The organism is Streptomyces sp. NPDC058371 (genome assembly GCF_042723265.1).
Taxonomy (GTDB): Bacteria; Actinomycetota; Actinomycetes; order Streptomycetales; family Streptomycetaceae; genus Streptomyces.
The window spans coordinates 1-18,200 of record NZ_JBHXJC010000003.1 but is presented as its reverse complement, the minus strand read 5'-3'; the positions used below and the strand labels follow the sequence as shown (position 1 = coordinate 18,200).

General features: G+C 69.2%; 17 protein-coding genes and 1 rRNA gene. 13 read left to right on the top strand and 5 right to left on the bottom strand.

Going from position 1 to position 18,200, the window contains the following annotated elements:
* Positions 1-69 precede the first annotated feature (69 nt).
* Positions 70-723, top strand: coding sequence for a hypothetical protein (locus tag ACFWM2_RS11615; RefSeq protein WP_383276589.1), 654 nt, complete (start codon positions 70-72; stop codon positions 721-723).
* Between the two features lie 16 nt (positions 724-739).
* On the opposite strand, the gene ACFWM2_RS11610 is transcribed toward ACFWM2_RS11615, so the two are convergent.
* The gene (locus tag ACFWM2_RS11610) at positions 740-1,516 is read right to left on the bottom strand and encodes a trypsin-like serine peptidase (protein WP_383276586.1); all 777 of its coding nucleotides are present in this window, start codon (positions 1,514-1,516) and stop codon (positions 740-742) included.
* 413 nt (positions 1,517-1,929) lie between these two features.
* Between ACFWM2_RS11610 and ACFWM2_RS11605 the strand changes: the two genes are divergently transcribed.
* Entirely contained in the window at positions 1,930-2,913 is a 984-nt protein-coding gene (locus ACFWM2_RS11605) for a hypothetical protein (RefSeq protein WP_383276583.1), read from the top strand.
* Entirely contained in the window at positions 2,910-4,268 is a 1,359-nt protein-coding gene (locus ACFWM2_RS11600) for a cytochrome P450 (protein WP_383276580.1), read from the top strand. Before ACFWM2_RS11605 ends, ACFWM2_RS11600 begins: the two co-directional genes overlap by 4 nt.
* Positions 4,269-4,318: 50 nt before the next feature.
* Here the strand turns inward: ACFWM2_RS11600 and ACFWM2_RS11595 are convergent, their stop codons facing one another.
* Together ACFWM2_RS11595 and ACFWM2_RS11590 are read right to left on the bottom strand one after the other, a co-directional pair.
* Entirely contained in the window at positions 4,319-4,900 is a 582-nt protein-coding gene (locus ACFWM2_RS11595) for a Uma2 family endonuclease (RefSeq protein ID WP_383278268.1), read from the bottom strand.
* 233 nt (positions 4,901-5,133) lie between these two features.
* A complete protein-coding gene (locus tag ACFWM2_RS11590) occupies positions 5,134-5,583 on the bottom strand; it encodes an ATP-binding protein (protein ID WP_383276577.1) in 450 nt (149 codons plus the stop codon).
* Between the two features lie 209 nt (positions 5,584-5,792).
* On the opposite strand from ACFWM2_RS11590, the gene ACFWM2_RS11585 reads away from it, so the two are divergent.
* The 10 genes from ACFWM2_RS11585 to ACFWM2_RS11540 all read left to right on the top strand — a co-directional run bounded on the left by ACFWM2_RS11585 (position 5,793) and on the right by ACFWM2_RS11540 (position 17,396).
* On the top strand, positions 5,793-6,638 hold the full coding sequence (locus tag ACFWM2_RS11585; protein WP_383276574.1) for a helix-turn-helix domain-containing protein: 846 nt from the start codon (positions 5,793-5,795) through the stop codon (positions 6,636-6,638).
* An 11-nt stretch (positions 6,639-6,649) separates the two neighbouring features.
* The gene (locus tag ACFWM2_RS11580; protein WP_383276571.1) at positions 6,650-7,021 is read left to right on the top strand and encodes a DUF397 domain-containing protein; all 372 of its coding nucleotides are present in this window, start codon (positions 6,650-6,652) and stop codon (positions 7,019-7,021) included.
* Positions 7,015-7,923, top strand: a complete 909-nt coding sequence (gene bla, locus ACFWM2_RS11575; protein WP_383278265.1) for a class A beta-lactamase — start codon at positions 7,015-7,017, stop codon at positions 7,921-7,923. The genes ACFWM2_RS11580 and bla overlap by 7 nt, the downstream gene beginning before the upstream one ends.
* 372 nt (positions 7,924-8,295) lie before the next feature.
* Positions 8,296-9,600, top strand: coding sequence for a peptidase S8 (locus ACFWM2_RS11570; protein ID WP_383276568.1), 1,305 nt, complete (start codon positions 8,296-8,298; stop codon positions 9,598-9,600).
* A gap of 462 nt (positions 9,601-10,062) precedes the next feature.
* Positions 10,063-10,371: a hypothetical protein gene (locus tag ACFWM2_RS11565; protein ID WP_383276565.1), complete on the top strand. Its 309-nt coding sequence runs from the start codon at positions 10,063-10,065 to the stop codon at positions 10,369-10,371.
* Between the two features lie 204 nt (positions 10,372-10,575).
* The gene (locus ACFWM2_RS11560; protein WP_383276562.1) at positions 10,576-11,424 is read left to right on the top strand and encodes a hypothetical protein; all 849 of its coding nucleotides are present in this window, start codon (positions 10,576-10,578) and stop codon (positions 11,422-11,424) included.
* Positions 11,414-12,742, top strand: coding sequence for a hypothetical protein (locus ACFWM2_RS11555; protein ID WP_383276559.1), 1,329 nt, complete (start codon positions 11,414-11,416; stop codon positions 12,740-12,742). Before ACFWM2_RS11560 ends, ACFWM2_RS11555 begins: the two co-directional genes overlap by 11 nt.
* Positions 12,739-14,298 carry an SCO6880 family protein gene (locus ACFWM2_RS11550; RefSeq protein ID WP_383276556.1) on the top strand — a complete coding sequence of 520 codons (1,560 nt, stop codon included), beginning with the start codon at positions 12,739-12,741 and terminating at the stop codon, positions 14,296-14,298. Before ACFWM2_RS11555 ends, ACFWM2_RS11550 begins: the two co-directional genes overlap by 4 nt.
* A gap of 14 nt (positions 14,299-14,312) precedes the next feature.
* A complete protein-coding gene (locus tag ACFWM2_RS11545; protein ID WP_383276553.1) occupies positions 14,313-15,737 on the top strand; it encodes an ATP-binding protein in 1,425 nt (474 codons plus the stop codon).
* Positions 15,738-15,833: 96 nt separating this feature from the next.
* A complete protein-coding gene (locus ACFWM2_RS11540) occupies positions 15,834-17,396 on the top strand; it encodes a type IV secretory system conjugative DNA transfer family protein (RefSeq protein WP_383276550.1) in 1,563 nt (520 codons plus the stop codon).
* 30 nt (positions 17,397-17,426) lie between these two features.
* On the opposite strand, the gene ACFWM2_RS11535 is transcribed toward ACFWM2_RS11540, so the two are convergent.
* A complete protein-coding gene (locus ACFWM2_RS11535) occupies positions 17,427-17,972 on the bottom strand; it encodes a GNAT family N-acetyltransferase (protein ID WP_383276547.1) in 546 nt (181 codons plus the stop codon).
* A 131-nt stretch (positions 17,973-18,103) separates the two neighbouring features.
* Positions 18,104-18,200 (bottom strand): 5S ribosomal RNA (gene rrf / locus ACFWM2_RS11530); the annotation flags it as partial.

Below are 18,200 nucleotides of genomic sequence, written 5' to 3'. Positions count from 1 at the left end.
AGTCCGCCGGCGTCAGTGCAGCGGCGGCCCCGGCGCGGCGGGATGAACACGTACAAGGAGAATCCCCACGTGGCGACCCCGCCCCAGCATCCGAACCAGCCCGGCGGCAACCCCTTTGCCGCGCAAGGCGGTTACGCCGCGGCTCCGCAGTCCGGCTACGCGGCCCCTCAGCCCGGGTACGCGGCTCCCCAGCCCGGCTACGCGGCACCGAATCCGGCCCCCGGCCAGAACCCGTACGCCCAGGATCCGTCGTACGGCCAGAACCCGTACGGCGCCCAGAACTCCGCGTACGGGCAGCCCGGCCAGGCCCCGGTCCCCCAGCACGGCCAGGGCCCGTACATAGGGTGCCGGACCTGTGGCGCGCAGCCCGCCGGCGACGTCACGATCCGTCAGCACACGGGCATGCTCATCGCGATGCGGTTCTCCAAGATGGAGGGCCCGCTGTGCCGCAACTGCGCCACCGCGATCCACCGGGACATGACGACGAAGACCCTGGCGGGCGGCTGGTGGAGCCCGGTGTCCCTGGTTCTCTTCACTCCGCTGACGCTCCTGTGGAACCTGTACGCCCACACGAAGCTCAAGAAGCTCCCGCACCCGATGCCGTCCCCGACCGGGATCGCCGTCGACCCGGGCAAGCCCGTCCTGCACCGCCCGCTCGCCTATCTGGCGCTGATCCCCGTGGGCTGGCTCGTCACCGTCCTCGCCGTGGGGCTCACCAGCTAGGGGGTGTCGGGGGGGCTCACGAGCCGGCGGTCGCCGTGCGGTAGAGCGCGGCGGCCTCGTCGCCCAGGACGGCGCTGTACGAGATGTCCGCGGTGTTCCCGCCCTGCTCGAAGCCGCCGATCACTCCGACGACCTCGCCGTCCCCGTTCACCCACGGGCTGCCGCTGGTCCCGCCCGTGAAGGCGGGACACTCGATGCGCTGCTGGGTGGGGCTCTGGACGGTGGGCTTGTTGGTGCAGGTGATCGGCGCCTCAAGGGACTTGGGGTATCCGGTGACGGTCACGGCGGTCGCCCCGGTCGCCCGCCCGGTGGCGAACGTGTCCCCGCCCACGACGTCCTCGACGGTCTTCCCGCCCACATCGCCGACCACCGCGAAGGCGACGTCGCTGTCCTCGTCCTGGCCCGTGGTCCACGCGTCGGCGACGTAGGTCTTCTTGACCTCCCAGATCCCGTACGGCGCCGTGCCGTCCCGGTAGCCGGGCACGAACCGGAGCGTTCCGCCGCCGTCCAGACAGTGCGCGGCGCTGACGATCAGGTTCCGTCCCGCGCTGTGCACCACGGACGCCGTGCAGAAGTGCCCGCCCTCCAGGCCACCGCTGCCGCTGTCGCTGCCGCCGCTGAAGAGGGCGCCCACCCGGGCGCTCCCCGCGGTGGCGGCGGCAGGCACGGTCACGCCCAGCGGGCCCGGTCCGTCGTCCGCTGCCGCCACCGAGGACGTGGTGGCAGCCAGCAGCAGGGCCACGGCGAGCAGGGCCGGGCGCAGGGTGCCGAGGGGACGCGGGGTGCGCTTCATCAGCTGACACCTTTCCCCCGGATCCGAGAAAAATCCTGGGAGCACACTGGGAAAAGCCTATGAGTACGAGGCTGCCCGGGCACCTCGAACCCGTCCCGGCCGCCGTCACGTGTGCCATGAATCGATTCTTTACCGATCGCCTATCAACTTTTAAGTGTACTGACCCCCTACTTAATGGAAGATCCGTTGTGGCGATTCGTGAAGGCGTGTGATCATCAAGTCGCCGGGATGGCGCCATGGCGATCCCGCAGATATTGGTCGGCAAAGCCGGAACTGCCAACGGAGCGTGCGGCGTTCCGGCCTCCGTTTCCCCACTCCCGCAGCACAGAGCCACCGGCAGCCCGTACGACCCGACTTGGCGTGCCGACGGCACATCCTGCCCCCCACTCGCCCACGATCTGTGTGGAGAACTCATGCAAGGAAAACTGCGGGCCCCCCTCGCCCTGCCCCACCTGAGCTACCCGTTCGCATCGGAAATCAGCCCCTACGCGAACGAGGTCGACGCTCAGGCCTTCGGCTGGGCCAAGCAAATGAACATCCTCGACTCCGCGATGACAGCGCAGTACTCGGGGCTGCGCGTCGGGCGTTTAGCAGGGCGCACCAGCCCGCGCAGCGAACCGGTCGGCCTCCAACTGCTCGCGGACTGGCAGTTATGGCTCTTCGCCTTCGACGACGCCTACTGCGACGAGTCCTCCACGGGCGAGGATCCCGAACTGCTCGCCCGGACCGTCGTCGACTACCTGCGCATCATCGAGGATCCCCGCCAAGGGCCTGACGACGCCGATCCATTCATGGGAGCACTGGCCGATCTCAGGGACCGGCTCCTCGCCCACGCGACACCCATGCAGTGGATGCGCTTCGTGCATTCGGTCACCGGCTACTTCCTCTCCCAGTGCTGGGAGGCCGCGAACCGAAGCCGGCGGACCGCTCCGACACTGGTGGAATACCTCCACATGCGTCGCCACAGCGGCGCCGTCCCCACCTGCATGGCTCTCATCGACGTGGCGGGAGGGTTCGTCCTGGCGCAGGAGGACTTCGCGAATCCCCACGTGATGTCGTTGGCCCAGCAGGCCACGAACATCGCGTGCTGGGCCAACGACATCCTCTCCTATCCCAAGGAAGTGGCCCGCAGCCGGAGCGTGCACAGCCTGCCTCCCATTCTCTCCGCGCAGTACGGCATCGACATGCCCGAGGCGCTGCTCCGCGCGGGGCAGATGCACGACCACGCGGTGCGCCAGTACCTCGAACAGGAAGCCGCCGCCCGGGCGCACGCCAGTCCGCAGCTGCACCGCTATCTCGACGACCTGAGGTTCTGGATGACCGGAAACCTCGACTGGTCCCTGGAGACGCGCCGTTACAACGCCGTCGACATGCTCGACGAAGTGAGGCCGGCATGACCGCAACCACCGTCGTACCCACCGCCCCGGGACGGCTCCCCCTGATCGGACATGCCGTACCTCTTCAGCGGGATCCCATTCGGTTCCTCGCCCAACTGGGAGAACTCGGCTCCGTCGTCCAGGTCCACCTCGGGCCGCTGCCCGTGTATGTGATCACCCGGCCCGAACTCCTGCACGAAATCCTCGTCACCAAGGCCGACAGTTTCGAAAAGGGTCAACTGTTCGACAAGGCCCGGCATTTCCTCGGAAACGGCATCATGACGTCCGGCGGTGCATTCCATCGCCGCCAGCGCCGTCTTCTCCAGCCCGCCTTCCACCGGCAAAAGATCAGCCACTACTTCACCGTGATGGACGAAAAGGCCCAGGAACTCGCGGAGAGCTGGAAACCCGGACAGAAGGTCGAGCTCATGAGGAGTCTCGACGAACTCGCGCTGGCCATCGTCACCGCCACTCTGTTCACCACCGACCTCGGCCGGCAGGCGGTCGACGAGATCCAGAAGAGCCTGCCGATCGTGGTGGACGGCGTCACCCGGCGGACTCTCCTGCCGGTCGATGGCCTGCATCGGCTTCCCACTCCGGCGAACCGGCGCTTCAACAACGCCCACGACCGGATCCGTGAGGTCATCGACCAGGTGATCACCGCGTACCGCGCCGACGGAACCGACCACGACGACCTCCTCTCCCTTGTCCTCGCCGCTCGCGATGCCGAGACAGGACAGGGCATGACCGACCTGCAGGTACGCGACGAGCTGGTCACGCTGATGCTCGCCGGTGCCGAGACCGTGGGCAGTTCGGTCGGCTCGGTCCTGCACGAACTGGGTCGCCACCCGGACGTACAGGACCGCGTACGCGCCGAACTGGACCGCGTACTCCAGGGTCGCCCGGTCGCCGCCGAGGATCTGCCGAAGCTCGAGTACACCGGCCGCGTGCTGACCGAAGCCCTGCGCCTGCACGCCCCGACCTGGCTGCTGATGCGACGCACCACGGCCGACGTCACGCTGGGCACCACTCAACTGCCCGCCGGCAGCGAGGTCCTGTTCAGCATCTCGACGTTGCACCGCGATCCTGCCGTCTATGACGAGCCGCTCGCCTTCGATCCGGACCGCTGGCTGCGGCACTCGGTCAAGGACCTCCCCCGCGGCGCCTATCTCCCGTTCGGAGAGGGCGCCCGCCAGTGCATCGGCAACACGTTCGCCTGGGCCGAGATGATCGTCATCCTCGCCGCGATCCTGTCCCGCTGGAACCTGACGCCGGCACCGGGGCCTGACCCCAAGCACCTGTACCGCGTGATCTCACGCCTGGACCACGTCACCATGACCCTCACCCCGCATACGGCACTGACGCAGAACAGCTGACGCCCCACCAGTGAGCCCCGGCCCCACGGCGCCGGGGCTCACCCGGCAACTCAGCGCCCGTACACCGGGAATCCGTCCGTCGCGACTTCGAGACCGAGCGGATCGGGCAGGGGTACGGGTTCTCCGTACTTGCCGGGCAGCACGTCACGGTAGGCGCCGTTGTCGGGATGGGTGTGCAGGGCCCAGGTGCCTTTCCGGGGGTCGACGACCAGCAGAACGGCCACCCCCGCGACGGCGTACCAGTCGGCCTTGTCTCTGATCTCTTTGGATTTCTCGGACTGAGAGATGACCTCGACGGCGAGCGCGACGTCCAGAGGGTCGGCGAGCCAGTCGTCGTCGATGTCCCACGACTCAGGCAGCACCACCAGATCGGGTGTGGCGTAGTCGTCACGGTCGTCCGGCATCATCACGGACGACACCTCGTACGCTCCCAGCCCGTCCGGCAGGGCCTGTTCGATCTGGCGGCGCAGGTACCTGATTGCTCCCGCGTGCTTGCCACGAGGGGTCGGGGACATCACGAGATTTCCTCCCAGAACCTGCACACGCAGACCCGTCGCTTCTTCGATCTTTTCGGCGACCTCGCGCAGGTTCCCCGGGCGGGGCTTGGGGCGGATCGGCGGCACCGACGACATCGTCACGACGTGCGACCTCCGCCCTTCCGGCTCCGGCTCCTCGGCTGCGCGAGCGACATCGGTGGGAGGCCCGACATCCCGCTCCGCAGTGAATCCACCGTACTGTGCCGCCTCCTCAGCTGCCGCCTCTGTTCCACACCCGGCAGCCCTGCGGACCGCGCCCCTGGCACGCTGCTCGACGTCTGTCATCCCTACCCCCACATCACGCTCCGTTGACGCTCTTTCACTGTAGGTCACACCGCTGACAGTCCGGCTCGCGCGCACTCGGCCCACAGCAGCTTCCCGCCCTTCGACGCGCCCAGCTCCCGCAGCACGGAGGCGCCCCACGCGTCCGCGCAGGCCCGTACGAGGTGCAGTCCCCGCCCGTTCTCGGCGTTCTGCGGCGGCAGTACGTCGCTGGAGGCGCCCTCCGTGAAGCCGGGCGGCACCTTCGGGTCCGTGTCCCATACGGCCACCACGAGCCGTTCCGGCGCGGTCGAGCGGATCCGCAGGGCGTACGGGCCGCTGGTGTGCAGGTGCGCGTTGGTGAGCAGCTCGGACGCGAGCAGCTCCGCCGTGGGGGTGAGGTCGTGCAGACCATGGGCGGCCAGGATCGTCCGCAGGGTGGCCCGCGCGATGCCCGGGGCGCGGGGATCATGCGGAAGTTGCAGGGTGTAGGCCCAGGACGGGGATACGGTTGCCATCGGAAGTCTCCCGGTTCGGAGGGGAGTTGGGTGATTTGGTTACGGTGCCCAGTGACCGCGGCCGCTCCGTCGAGCGGGGTGCTTCTGGGGCAGGCGCCTCGAGAAGAAAGTAGCGCGAAGTTGTAAGTTGTTAGACCTATATGCATGAACTGCTTCAGTATTCACGCTTGTGGGTGACACAGCAGTGCCGAGGGAGTCGAGCGTTGGCCATGAGAAGCACCCCCACCGGGCGTCAACTACGGCTGGGTGCCGAACTGCGCAAGCTGCGTGAGCGGGCGGGTCTGACGTCGACGCAAGCCGCGCAGCTCCTTGGCATCAAGCAGAACCAGGTCAGCAACATGGAGGCCGGTCGCCACGGTGTAAGCCCCGACCGCCTGCGCACCATCGCCTGTCACTACGACTGCTCCGACAAGCCCCTCGTCGAAGCCCTCGCCGCCCTGACCCCGGATCGCAGACGTGGCTGGTGGGAGGAGTACCGAGAGATCCTGCCGACCGGAATGCTGGACCTCGCCGAGCTCGAACACCACGCCACGCGGCTGCGAACTGCCGTGACCGTCCACATCCCGGGTCTCTTCCAGACCACGGAATACGCTCGCGAGATCTTCCGCCAGGCCGTGCCGGAGCTACCGCCCCCGGACGTGGAACACCGGGTGTCCTTCCGGGTCAAACGGCAGGCCATCCTCTTCCGGGATCCACCCACCCCGCAGCAGGTCATCGTCCACGAGGCCGCCCTGCGCATGAAGTTCGGCGGCCCCCGCGTGACCCGCGACCAGCTCAAGTACCTGCTTGACCTGAACGAGCGGGAGCACGTCGCGATTCACGTCATCCCGTTCGACGCCAGCGTCTTCCCCGGCTCCGGCCAGTCGATCTACTACGTCGAGGGCGCCGTACCGCAACTCGACACCGTGAACCTCGACCAGTCCCACGGCCCGGTGTTCCTCGACGCCGAGGCGCAGCTGAACAAGTACCGCGTACTGCTGGACCGCATGGAGTCCGCCGCCCTCGACCCTGAGGCGTCGGCGAGCTTCATCCACAACATCATCAAGGACCTCTGAGGGAGCTCACGATGCTCACATCCCCCTGGCAGAAGTCGTCCTACTGCGCTGAGGGCAACTCCTGCGTACACGTAGCCCGCGACGGCGCCGGAACGATCCGTCTCACGGAGAGCAGCGACCCCCGTCGCGCCATACTCGGGGCCACCCCCGACACCTTCCACGACTTCCTGCGCCTGCTGAAGGAGGCGCCGGGGAACCCCGTGACGCGCGGACCCCGGATCGAGCTCACCTTCGGCACGGACGACTCCGTACAGCTGTGTGAAACCGGCGACCCCGCCACCGTCGTCACTACAACCCGGAAGAAGTGGGACGCCTTCGTACTCGGTGTACGGGCAGGTGAGTTCGACCACTTCGTTGCGGGACTGGAGGAAGAACGATCTTAGGTTCAAGGAAGTCGACCCCGACGCGCCGCGCCCTGCTCACGACCGGCGCCGCCGCCACCCTCGCACTGGCCGCCGGACCGGCGTACGCGGACACCCGCGACCGGGACACCCGGGCCCGTCTGCGGGAGCTGGAGGAGCAACACGGCGCCAGGGTCGGTGCGTTCGCGCACAACCTGGCGACCGGCGCCACCGCCCGCTACCGGGCGTCGGAACTGTTCCCGATGTGCTCTGCGTTCAAGACGCTGGCCGTCGCGGCCGTACTGCGGGATCTCGACCGGCACGGGGAGACGCTCGCGAAGCGCATCCACTACACGAAGGCGGAGTGGACGGCCGCCGGCGGCGGCTCGGTCACGGTCAAGCCGGAGAACCTCGCCGCCGGCATGGCCGTCGAGGAACTGTGCGACGCGGCGATCCGCTTCAGCGACAACCTCGCGGCCAACCTGCTGCTCCGCGAACTCGGCGGCCCCGCGGCGGTCACCCGGCTCTGCCGTTCGCTCGGCGATCCGACGACCCGCCTCGACCGCTGGGAGCCGGAGCTGAACACGGCGGAGCCGTGGCGGGTGGAGGACACGACCACCCCGGCGGCCATCGGCCGCACGTACGCCCGACTCGCCCTGGGCAACGCCCTGAACGACGAGGACCGCACCCGGCTGACGACCTGGCTCCTCGGCAACACCACCAGCGCCAAGCGCTTCCACGCGGGCCTGCCCGCGGACTGGACGATCGCCGACAAGACGGGAACGGGCAGCTACGGCACCGCCAATGACGTGGGCATCGCCTGGACCCCGTCCGGCGCCCCCGTCGTCCTGGCCGTACTGACGACCAGGAGCGCCCCGGACGCCCTGCCCGTCGACGCCCTGGTCGCGGAGACGGCCAAGGCCCTGGCGTCCGCGATGGCCTGACCCCGGCCACCGGAGCATCCGAGCGTCACCGCGACGCAACTCCCGTGCACGCCGCGACGGTCCGGTCCGCGGCGTGCGCGGGCGGCGGCCGTTCCGAGCGGCCACGCCGCCGCGCTCAACGCGCGTAACACCGTGCGTTTCCTGTGAGTCAGGTCAAGCCACGGTCGGCCGGAAACCATCCGGCGACCATCGGCCGGTCACGCACAAGCCCGCGTTCAGTAAGGCGGAAGTCAGGATTCCAGATGCCTCTTGTTGTCGCGTACTCAACAAGGGGATGGTCATCCGCGGGCCGCTCGGCCCTGCCCGCCGGGGACTCCGCACCGGCGGCGGCACCCGCACTGCCCCTGTCAACCACTCCCAGGAGGCTGTACGTTGCGTACCCCCACGCTCAACAGACCGGACATACGCGGTAGATGGCGCCGTATCGGCTCCGCCGCCACCGCCGCCCTCGTCCTCACCGGCCTCGGCACCGCCGCCCACGCGAGCGCGGCAGCCCCGAACCCGGCCACCCCGCACGTGACCTGGAGCCGCGCCTGCGGCACCCCGGCCAAGGCCGGCGAGATGGCCTGCAAGGCCCTGCGCGTCACCGGCGGCACCACCGCCTTCCAGCTGAAGAAGGCCGCGGCCAAGGGCGTCACCCCCAAGGCCGCCGACGCCAGTACCCCGTCCGGTTACGGCCCGACCGACCTCCGCAACGCATACGGCCTGACCTCCGCCGCCTCCACCAACGGCGCCGGCTCGACCATCGCGATCGTCGACGCCTACGACGACCCGAACGCCGAGGCCGACCTCGCCAAGTACCGCTCGTACTACGGCCTCTCCGCCTGCACCACCGCCAACGGCTGCTTCAAGAAGGTCGGCCAGACCGGCTCCACGACGTCCCTGCCCACCAGCGACTCCGGCTGGTCCGAGGAGATCTCCCTCGACGTCGACATGGCCAGTGCGATCTGCCCGAACTGCAAGATCCTGCTCGTCGAGGCCACCTCCGCCTCCATGGCCAACCTCGGCAAGTCGGTCAACGAAGCGGTCACCCTGGGCGCGAAGTACGTCTCCAACAGCTACGGCGGCTCCGAGTCGTCCTCCGACTCCTCGTACGACACCTCGTACTTCAAGCACCCGGGCGTCGCCATCACCGTCAGCGCGGGCGACTCCGGCTACGGCGCCGAATACCCGGCGGCCTCCCAGTACGTGACCTCGGTCGGCGGCACCGCGCTCTCCGCCGCCTCCAACAGCCGCGGCTGGACCGAGAGCGTCTGGCACACCAGCAGCACCGAGGGCACCGGCTCCGGCTGCTCCGCGTACGACGCGAAGCCCACCTGGCAGACCGACACCGGCTGCGCCAAGCGCACCATCTCCGACGTCTCGGCCGTCGCCGACCCGGCGACCGGCGTCTCGGTCTACGACTCCTACGGCATCACCGCCGGCTGGTACACCTTCGGCGGCACCAGCGCCTCGGCCCCGATCATCGCGGGCGTGTACGCCCTCGCCGGCACGCCCTCCAGCAGCTCCTACCCGGCCAGGTTCCCGTACACGGCGGCCGGCACCTCGGCCCTCAACGACGTCACCAGCGGCAGCAACGGCACCTGCACCACCGCCTACCTGTGCACCGCCGCGGCCGGCTACGACGGCCCGACCGGCGTCGGCACCCCGGAGGGACTCACCGCCTTCACCGGCTGACCGGCGAACACCACCGGAGAACACCACCTGCAACACCAGCGGGCCGCGGCAACCAGCCGCGGCCCGTTGTCATGTGACGCCGAATCCGGCGATAACCTTCACGGCAGACAGGTACCGCCCGGAACGGAACGGAACGGGCCGGAGGCGTCGGCGGCGCGAGCGACCCGAGAGGGTCCTCACGGCGTAAAAGGGGTTAACGACCGAACCACACGACAGGTTCCGGTTCGACTTCATTGCCCGGCGTGACCTGCCGTGATACACAGAGTGACCATACGACCCCTTGCATACCGTTTCGCGCCCCCGACCGGGCTCCGCGCGAACCGGCGGCAGAGGATTCGTACGAATCCCGCCAACCAATGACGTCAAGTCGACATACGGCAGCGTCATTGTCGGCGAGAATGAGCTGACCTCTGCGCAGTGGCAGAGGGTGGAGAGAACTACCCACTAGGGGCGGTGACTTACATGCTTTTCGCAGCCGATAAGGGCGACATCACCACAATCATCGGCGGGATCGCTCCGGACTGGGGTCCCTTCGGCAGCCTGGGCAACGAGGCGAAGGTGATGATCGAGGTGGTGATGGCGGTCGCCATCCTGCTCTGCCTCGGCCTCGCCATCTGGGGTGCCGCGAAGCAGCGCATCGGCGCGACGGCACTGCGGGACACCTTCAGCGCCGAACAGGGCAAGGGCCTCATCATCGCGGGCCTGACGGGAGTCTTCATCATCGGCTCCCTCGGCACACTCTTCACCATCGTGTACGGCATGGCTGTCTAGGGCCGGCCGGGCCGCCCGGCCTGGCGCTTCGTCAGTCCCGGCCGGGCCCGCCCGGTTCCCCTCCGACTCATCCATCCGTCGTGCCCACCGGCTGAGGTTGCGTTTCCCTGATGTCGAGTCACCACACCGCGCCCGCGCGGGAACCAGCACGGCTACCGTCGTACTGCTACGCGTTTCGGTACGAGGTCGAGGGGGCTGCGCGGCATGAGTCTCGGTGACGATCACGGATACGGCGACCCGTCGCGCGGTGACGACGGCGGATACGGGGGTTCGGGGCAGACCCGCACCCGCCTTCCCGACCGCGCCGGCGACGTCTACGGCGGGGCGCGGCGCGGCCGTTCCTCCTCCCGCAGCCTGATCACCGTCGTCGGCGTCGTCGTCCTCCTCATCGCCGCGATCGCCTTCGCCAACCGCGGGGACGACGCTTCCTCCGGAAGCGGCGACAGCAACAAGGCGAACTCCGCGCCGACGACTGCGTCCGGGCAGCAGCCGGTCAAGTCGAAGACGGGGGACATCCCGTCGGGGTTCGCCCATGACGAGCAGGGGGCGCAGAGCGCGGCCACCAACTACGGTGTGGTGCTCGGCTCGACCGGGATGTTCGACGCCGCCCAGCGGCACGCCATCGTCAACTCCGTCTACGCGCCCGAAGGCGCCGCCGCACGGCAGTCGGACCTCGACAAGGCGTACTCCAACGAGAAGTTCCTGACCAACATCGGCCTGGACAAGAACGGTGCGGCCCCCAACGGCCAGACGTTCGTCTCACGGATCATCCCGGTGGGGACCAAGGTCACGTCCGCCACCGCCGACAGCGCCACCGTCGAGCTCTGGTACACCTCGCTCTTCGGCCTGTCCGGCCAGGGTTCCACGAACCCGGTGTCCGAGAGCTGGTACACGACCACGTACGAGCTGAAGTGGATCAGCGGCGACTGGAAGGTCACCGACTTCACGCAGAAGGACGGGCCCGTGCCGGTCGGTCGCGACCAGAAGGCCTCCACCGCTGACGACATGACCAAGGCTGTCGAGGAGTACGGAGGGTTCACGTATGCCCGCTAACCATCGCGTACTCAAGGTCGCCGCCGCTGTCATGGCCGTCCCGGCCACCACGGTGCTGCTGACCACGCGCGCCTACGCGGCCCCCACACCTTCGCCGTCGAAGAGCAACGACCCGTGTGACCTCATCCGCGGCGCGGCCAAGGAGTACTGCGAACGCGACAGCGGCGACAAGGGAACCTCCGGCGGTGGGACGCCCAGCCTCGGGTCCACCCTCGACCCCCTCTCCTCCCTGGCAAAGGGCTGCGCCGACGCCGCCGCGTGGACCGTCGACAAGCTCTCCGAGGCCGTGAAGGCGACCGCGAACGTCGACTTCACGAACCCCAAGTTCCTTCAGCAGTACGCGGTCGTGTTCGCGGCCTCGACGATCCTGACCCTGCTGCTGTGGGTGCTGGCGGTCGCGAAGAGGGCGGTGCGGGGAGTCCCGCTCACCACCGCCCTGTCCGAGGCGATCGGCTTCCTCTGGCTGACCGTGCTCGCGTCGGCCTTCACCCCGCTGATCCTCTACACGGTCGTATCGGCGACGGACGGCGTCACCGAGGTGCTCGCCAAGACCACCGGCAACCAGACGGACACGTTCTTCGGCACGTTCTCCGGCGCCCTGAGCAAGGGCGAGAACATCGGCGGCGGCCCGATCATGCTGATCGTCGTGTCACTGGTGTCGATCCTCGCGGCCGGCGTCCTCTGGCTGGAGCTGGTCATCCGGGCCGCGCTGCTCTACGTCGGCGCCCTCCTCGGCACCGTCGTGTACGCGGGGCTCGTCGACAAGAACCTGTGGGGCCACGTCCGCCGCTGGGCCGGCATCATGATCGCGGTCATCCTGGTGAAACCGGTCATCGTGATCGTGCTGGGCCTCGCCGGCGCACTGTCCACCGACAGCGGCCCCGACGCCTTCTCCGCCGTGGTCTCCGGCCTCGCCATCATCCTGCTCGCCATCTTCGCGAGCGCCATGATCTACCGCTTCGTCCCCGGCTTCGGCGACGAGGTCGCGCACTCCCGCAACAACCGCATCATGCAAGGCGCCGAAGGCAAGGCCGCCGCGGTGATCAGCTCCCCGGCCACCCTCGTCGCCCAGGGCATCAAGACCCACAGCACCCGCGCCGACAGCAACAGCGGCGGAGGTGGGGGCGGAGGCGGCGGCCAGTCGCGGCCCGCCAACCCCGTCTCCGGCGGCGTGGCCGCGCACAGCACCCGTACGCCCGGAGGTGGCGGATCCGCCCCCGCCTCCGCACCCCCGCCGCGTTCGAGCCCGGTCAACACCCCGCACGCCGGCAATACCCGCAACAGCAGTACCAATCGCTCGGGAGGTGAAGGGCGTTGACGACCGAGTCCCACGTGTCCCATCCGGTCACGCCCCGCCGGACATATCTGATCGGCCGCGCCCGGCCGAACGCGATCGTCGGCAGGAACCGTGAGTCGGGCGAGATCGCGCTCATCATCGGGGGCGCGTTCCTGGGCATGATGTGCGGGCTCCTCGTCCCCTTCCTCTCCCTGCGCATCGTCCTGCTGATGGGCTTCCCGCTGCTGGCGCTGGCCGCCGTGTACGTCCCCTACAAGCGGCGGACGTTCTACAAGTGGTTCGAGATCAACCGCAGTTACAAGCGGGCCCTGCGCCAGGGAACCACCTTCCGCTCCAGCGTCATGGAGGCCGGCGTCCGGCTGGACGGCCGCGAGGTCGAGATCGGTCCCCCGCCCGGAATCGGCCGGATCAACTGGCTCGCCGCCCCCTTCGGACCGGACGAGATCGCCGTACTCCTGCACGCCGACCGGCGCACGGTCACGGCCGCGATCGAGATCGAGGGCCCCGGCGTCGGCCTGCGGGACAGCGAGGACCAGGAGGCCCTCGTCGACCGTTTCGGCACGCTGCTCAAGCACGTCGCGAACGGTGACGGCTTCGTCACCCGCCTCCAGATGCTCGCCCGCACCCTCCCGGCCGACCCGGACGCGCACGCCAAGGACGTCTCCGTACGCGGTGACGAGCGGGCACCCGGCTGGCTCCAGCAGTCGTACGACCAGCTGCAGTCCATGGTCTCCACCAGCAGCGAGCAGCACCGCGCCTACCTCGTCGCCTGCATGCACTACTCCCGTGAACTCGCCGCCGAGGCCCAGGCCATGGCGCGGGCGGCCCGGCCGCACAGCGGGCGCAAGCTCGACCGGGACGCGGGGCTCGCCGTGGTCATGGCGCGCGAGCTGACGGACATCTGCTCCCGGCTCCAGGAGGCCGACATCCGCGTACGGCAGCCGCTCGGTCAGGGACGGCTCGCCTCGCTGGTGCACTCCATGTACGACCCCGACCACCCCATCGACCACATCCAGGCGATGACGAAGCGCAACGCCTGGCCCGCCGAACTCGACGCCATGGAGCCGACCTACCTCCAGGCGAAGACCCGCGAGTCCTCCACCCGCGCGCCCTGGTGCCACGCCACGGCCTGGGTGAAGGAGTGGCCGATGACCCCGGTCGGCGTCAACTTCCTTGCCCCGCTCCTCGTCCACACCCCGGACGTCATCCGGACCGTGGCCGTCACCATGGACCTCGAACCCACCGAGGTCGCCATCGAGCGGATGCTGACCGAGAAGACGAACGACGACGCCGAGGCCAGCCGCGCCGCCAAGATGAACCGGACCGTGGACCCGCGCGACGTCGCCGCCCACGGGCGTATGGACCAGCGCGGCGAGGACCTCGCGAGCGGCGCGGCGGGCGTGAACCTCGTCGGCTACATCACGGTCTCCTCGCGCAACCCCGAGGCGCTCGCCCGCGACAAGCGGACCATCCGCGCCTCGGCCGGCAAGTCGTATCTGAAGCTGGAGTGGTGCGACCGCGAGCACCACCGCGCCTTCGTGAACACACTGCCGTTCGCCACCGGAATCCGCAGGTAGGGGCTGATGTTCTGATGCGGGATCCGCTGTCCGCCGCGACGGACGCCTTCACGTCCTTCCTCTTCGGCAAGATCGAGACGACCCGCCTCCCGGTGCGCACGTCGACCGGCCAGGCCCAGGCGGTCTACCTCCCGACCGCCGCCCCGGGCCTCGGCGACTCGGGCGTCATCATCGGCCGCGAGGTCTACTCCGGCAAGGGCTACATCTACGACCCCTTCCAGCTCTACGGCCAGCAGCTCCCGGCACCCCACTGGCTGGTCCTCGGCGAGTCCGGCAACGGCAAGTCGGCACTGGAGAAGACGTACGTCCTACGGCAGTTGCGCTTCCGCGACCGCCAGGTGGTGGTGCTGGACGCCCAGGGCGAGGACGGCGTCGGCGAATGGAACCTCATCGCCGAGGAGCTGGGGATAACCCCCATCCGGCTCGACCCGACCGCCGCCCTGGACATGGGCATCCGGCTCAACCCGCTCGACCCCGCGATCACCACCACCGGCCAGCTGGCGCTGCTCCGGACGATCATCGAGGTCGCCATGGGGCACGGCCTCGACGAACGCTCCGGCTTCGCCCTGAAGGTCGCGCACGCCTACGTGAACGAGACCATCGTCGAGCGCCAGCCGGTGCTGATGGACATCGTCGAGCAACTCCGCCACCCCGAGCCCGAGTCGGCCGAGGCGATGAACGTCGCCCTGGACGACGTACGCGCGTGGGGCCTGGACGTGGCCCTGGTCATCGACCGGCTGGTCGACGGCGACCTGCGGGGCATGTTCGACGGCCCGACGACCGTGGGCATCGACCTCGACGCGCCGCTCATCGTCTTCGACCTCTCCCACATCGACCGGAACTCGATCGCCATGCCGATCCTGATGGCGATCGTCGGCGTATGGCTGGAGCACACCTGGATCCGCCCCGACCGGAAGAAGCGCATCTTCCTGGTCGAGGAGGCCTGGCACATCATCAACAGCCCGTTCGTCGCCCAGCTCTTCCAGCGGCTGCTGAAGTTCGGCCGACGCCTCGGCCTGTCGTTCGTGGCGGTGGTCCACCACCTCTCGGACGTCGTGGACGGAGCAGCGGCGAAGGAGGCGGCCGCGATCCTGAAAATGGCCTCCACCCGGACGATCTACGCCCAGAAGGCGGACGAGGCACGGTCCACGGGCCGGGTCCTCGGCCTGCCCCGCTGGGCCGTCGAGATCATCCCGACCCTGACCCCCGGCATCGCGGTCTGGGACGTCAACGGCAACGTCCAGGTGGTCAAGCACCTGATCACGGAGACCGAACGCCCCCTCGTCTTCACCGACCGCGCGATGACCGAGTCCTCCGAACACCACCTCGCCGACGAGGCCCTGCGCGCCGCCGAACTGGAGGCCGAGGAACGAGCGGCGGCCTTCATGGAACAACACCTGACCGACCTGGACGGCTCGTCCGAGTCCACGGTGGCATGAGCGACGGTATGAGCGCAGTCGTGGCCGGCTGCGGCACGAGACGTGACGTGGGCACGCATGATGTGGGAACACATGATGCGAGAACGGTGGCGTGAGATGAGACAGGACGAGCGCGACCACCGCCACGGGAGCGAAGGAGGCATCCCCGACGGCCTGTTGGTCGGGGTCCTCGCCTTCCTGCTGGGCATGACGCTGATGGTGTGGACGGCGACGGGCCTCGCCGGCCTGTTCACCCACGGCAGCTGGCCCGCCCACGTCACCTTCGCCCACACCCCCCTGGCCATGCGCTCCCTCATCGGCCGCCCCCACGACATCCCCGGCGCCTGGCCGGACACCCCCTCCGGCCAACTCTCCGGATACGGCCTCTTCTGGGGCCTGTTCATCGGCCAGCTGATGGTCCTCCTGGTCCTGACGGTCTTCGTGCTGGGAACAACGGCGCGCTGGCGAGCGGGCAGAGCGAGACGAAGGGCGGAGGCGGCAGAGCCGAAATCGCTACCGCTGCCGCTGCCGCAGCCGCATCCCGATCAGCCAATCGAACGAGTGGGTGGGTGGGAAACCCATCGCGCCGGAGGCGCGCTCGTCCCAACGGAGCCGGCGCAGCCGCTGGAGCAGACCGATCGGGTGGGTCTGTGGGACGACAATCGCGCCGAGGGCGCCCCACAGACCCAGGCGGCGCAGCCGCAGAACGCCCCGGAACCCCCACCCACGTGGGAGAAGCCCCCGGTACCCCCACAACGCGGCCCACTGATCCTCGGCCCCGCCGAAACCCGCCATCCCCTCGCCGCCCAGGCGATCCGCGACGCAGAGGGCCCCGCCCTGGTCATCACCTCGAACCCGACCGTCTGGTCGGACACAAAGGACGCCCGAGCCAAGCTGGGCCCCGTCCTCCTCTACGACCCCGCGCACCTGTGCGACACCCCGGCCCGCCTCCACTGGAACCCCGCGGCAGGCTGCGAAGACAGGGCAACAGCCACAGCAAGGGCGGCAGCCCTCCTCACCCCCGTCCGCCCCACCGCAAAGGTGGACCAGGCAATGGCAGACGTCGCGGAAACGCTCCTGCGCAGCTACCTGCACGCCGCCGCCGTGGAGGGCCGCGCCTTCCGCCACGTCCACCGCTGGGCCCAGGGCACCCAGGTCCAGGACGCCGTACGAACCCTCCGTACGAACCCCAAGGCCGCGTCGGGCTCAGCCGGCGAACTCGAAGCCGCCCTCACCTCGCACCCCGAACGCCGGGACATCGCACAGGAGTTGACGGCCCGCGCGCTGTCCTCCCTGTTCACGGTCAACGTCCGCGAGTCCTGCACCCCGAACCGAACTGATGCCCTCACGTTGGATTCCTTCGTCAACGAAGGGGGCACGCTTTATGTGGTCGGTGAACCGATCGAAGACCCCAAGACAAATCCCGGCGCGATGCCGCTTCTGACGGCCCTCGCCTCAAGCGTGGTCGAGCGCGGCCGGCGCATGGCCGAACGGTCATCCTCCGGTCGCCTCGACCCACCACTTGCCCTCGTCCTCGACGACGTGGCGGCAGTTGCCCCGCTCCCCCAGCTCCCGGAGCTCCTGGCCCGCGGAGCGGACCGAGGCCTCCCGACCCTGGCCCTGCTCCGCTCCCACGAACAGGGCAGAGCCCGCTGGCCCCAGTACGAACTCCCGGTCTGACCGCGGCACCCTGACCGCGGCGCCCTGCCGTCACGGCCGCTTGAACACGAGCTCCAGCTCCCGCTCTCCGGAGCCACCCGGCACCGGCACGGTCGCGCCCGACGCCACGAACCCCACCTTGCGATAGGCCGCCTCGGCCCGGGAGTTCCGCTCGTGCACGAAGAGCCGCACCCGTTCCAGACCGAGCCCCCAGGACCACTCGAGGGCCGCGTCGAGCAGCGCCCCGATCAGCCCGCTTGCCCGCTGCTCCGGCCGCACGAACACCCCGACCACATGTCCCTGAGCCTGCTCGACCGCATTTCCGAAGGGATCCGTGCCGCCGGCCTCCTCGACCAGTACGGTCACGGACCCGGCCCACTCCCCATCGGGCGCCTCGGCGATGAACTGCTGCCGCGCGGTCGTCCCCACGGCCGCCCCCGCCGCCCGCTCACGCCAGAAGGCGTCGGCCCGGGCCGCCGCCTCCTCATACGTCTCCAGGAACGCGAGGGGCGCAAGGGGATCCTGGAGCGCGGCCAGCCGAAGCGCCTTCACCTCGGCCCACTCTTCGGCACGTATGGACCGGATCACGTGGTTCATGCAGGCCACGGTAATACCCGACTACCGCACCCCACACCTCATATACGGCCGGCACGACGCCATGGATACCCCCGGAAATGCAGAAAACCCCCGTACCAGGAATCCCGGTACGGGGGTTTTCTTCAAAATTTGTTCGGCGGCGTCCTACTCTCCCACAGGGTCCCCCCTGCAGTACCATCGGCGCTGTAAGGCTTAGCTTCCGGGTTCGGAATGTAACCGGGCGTTTCC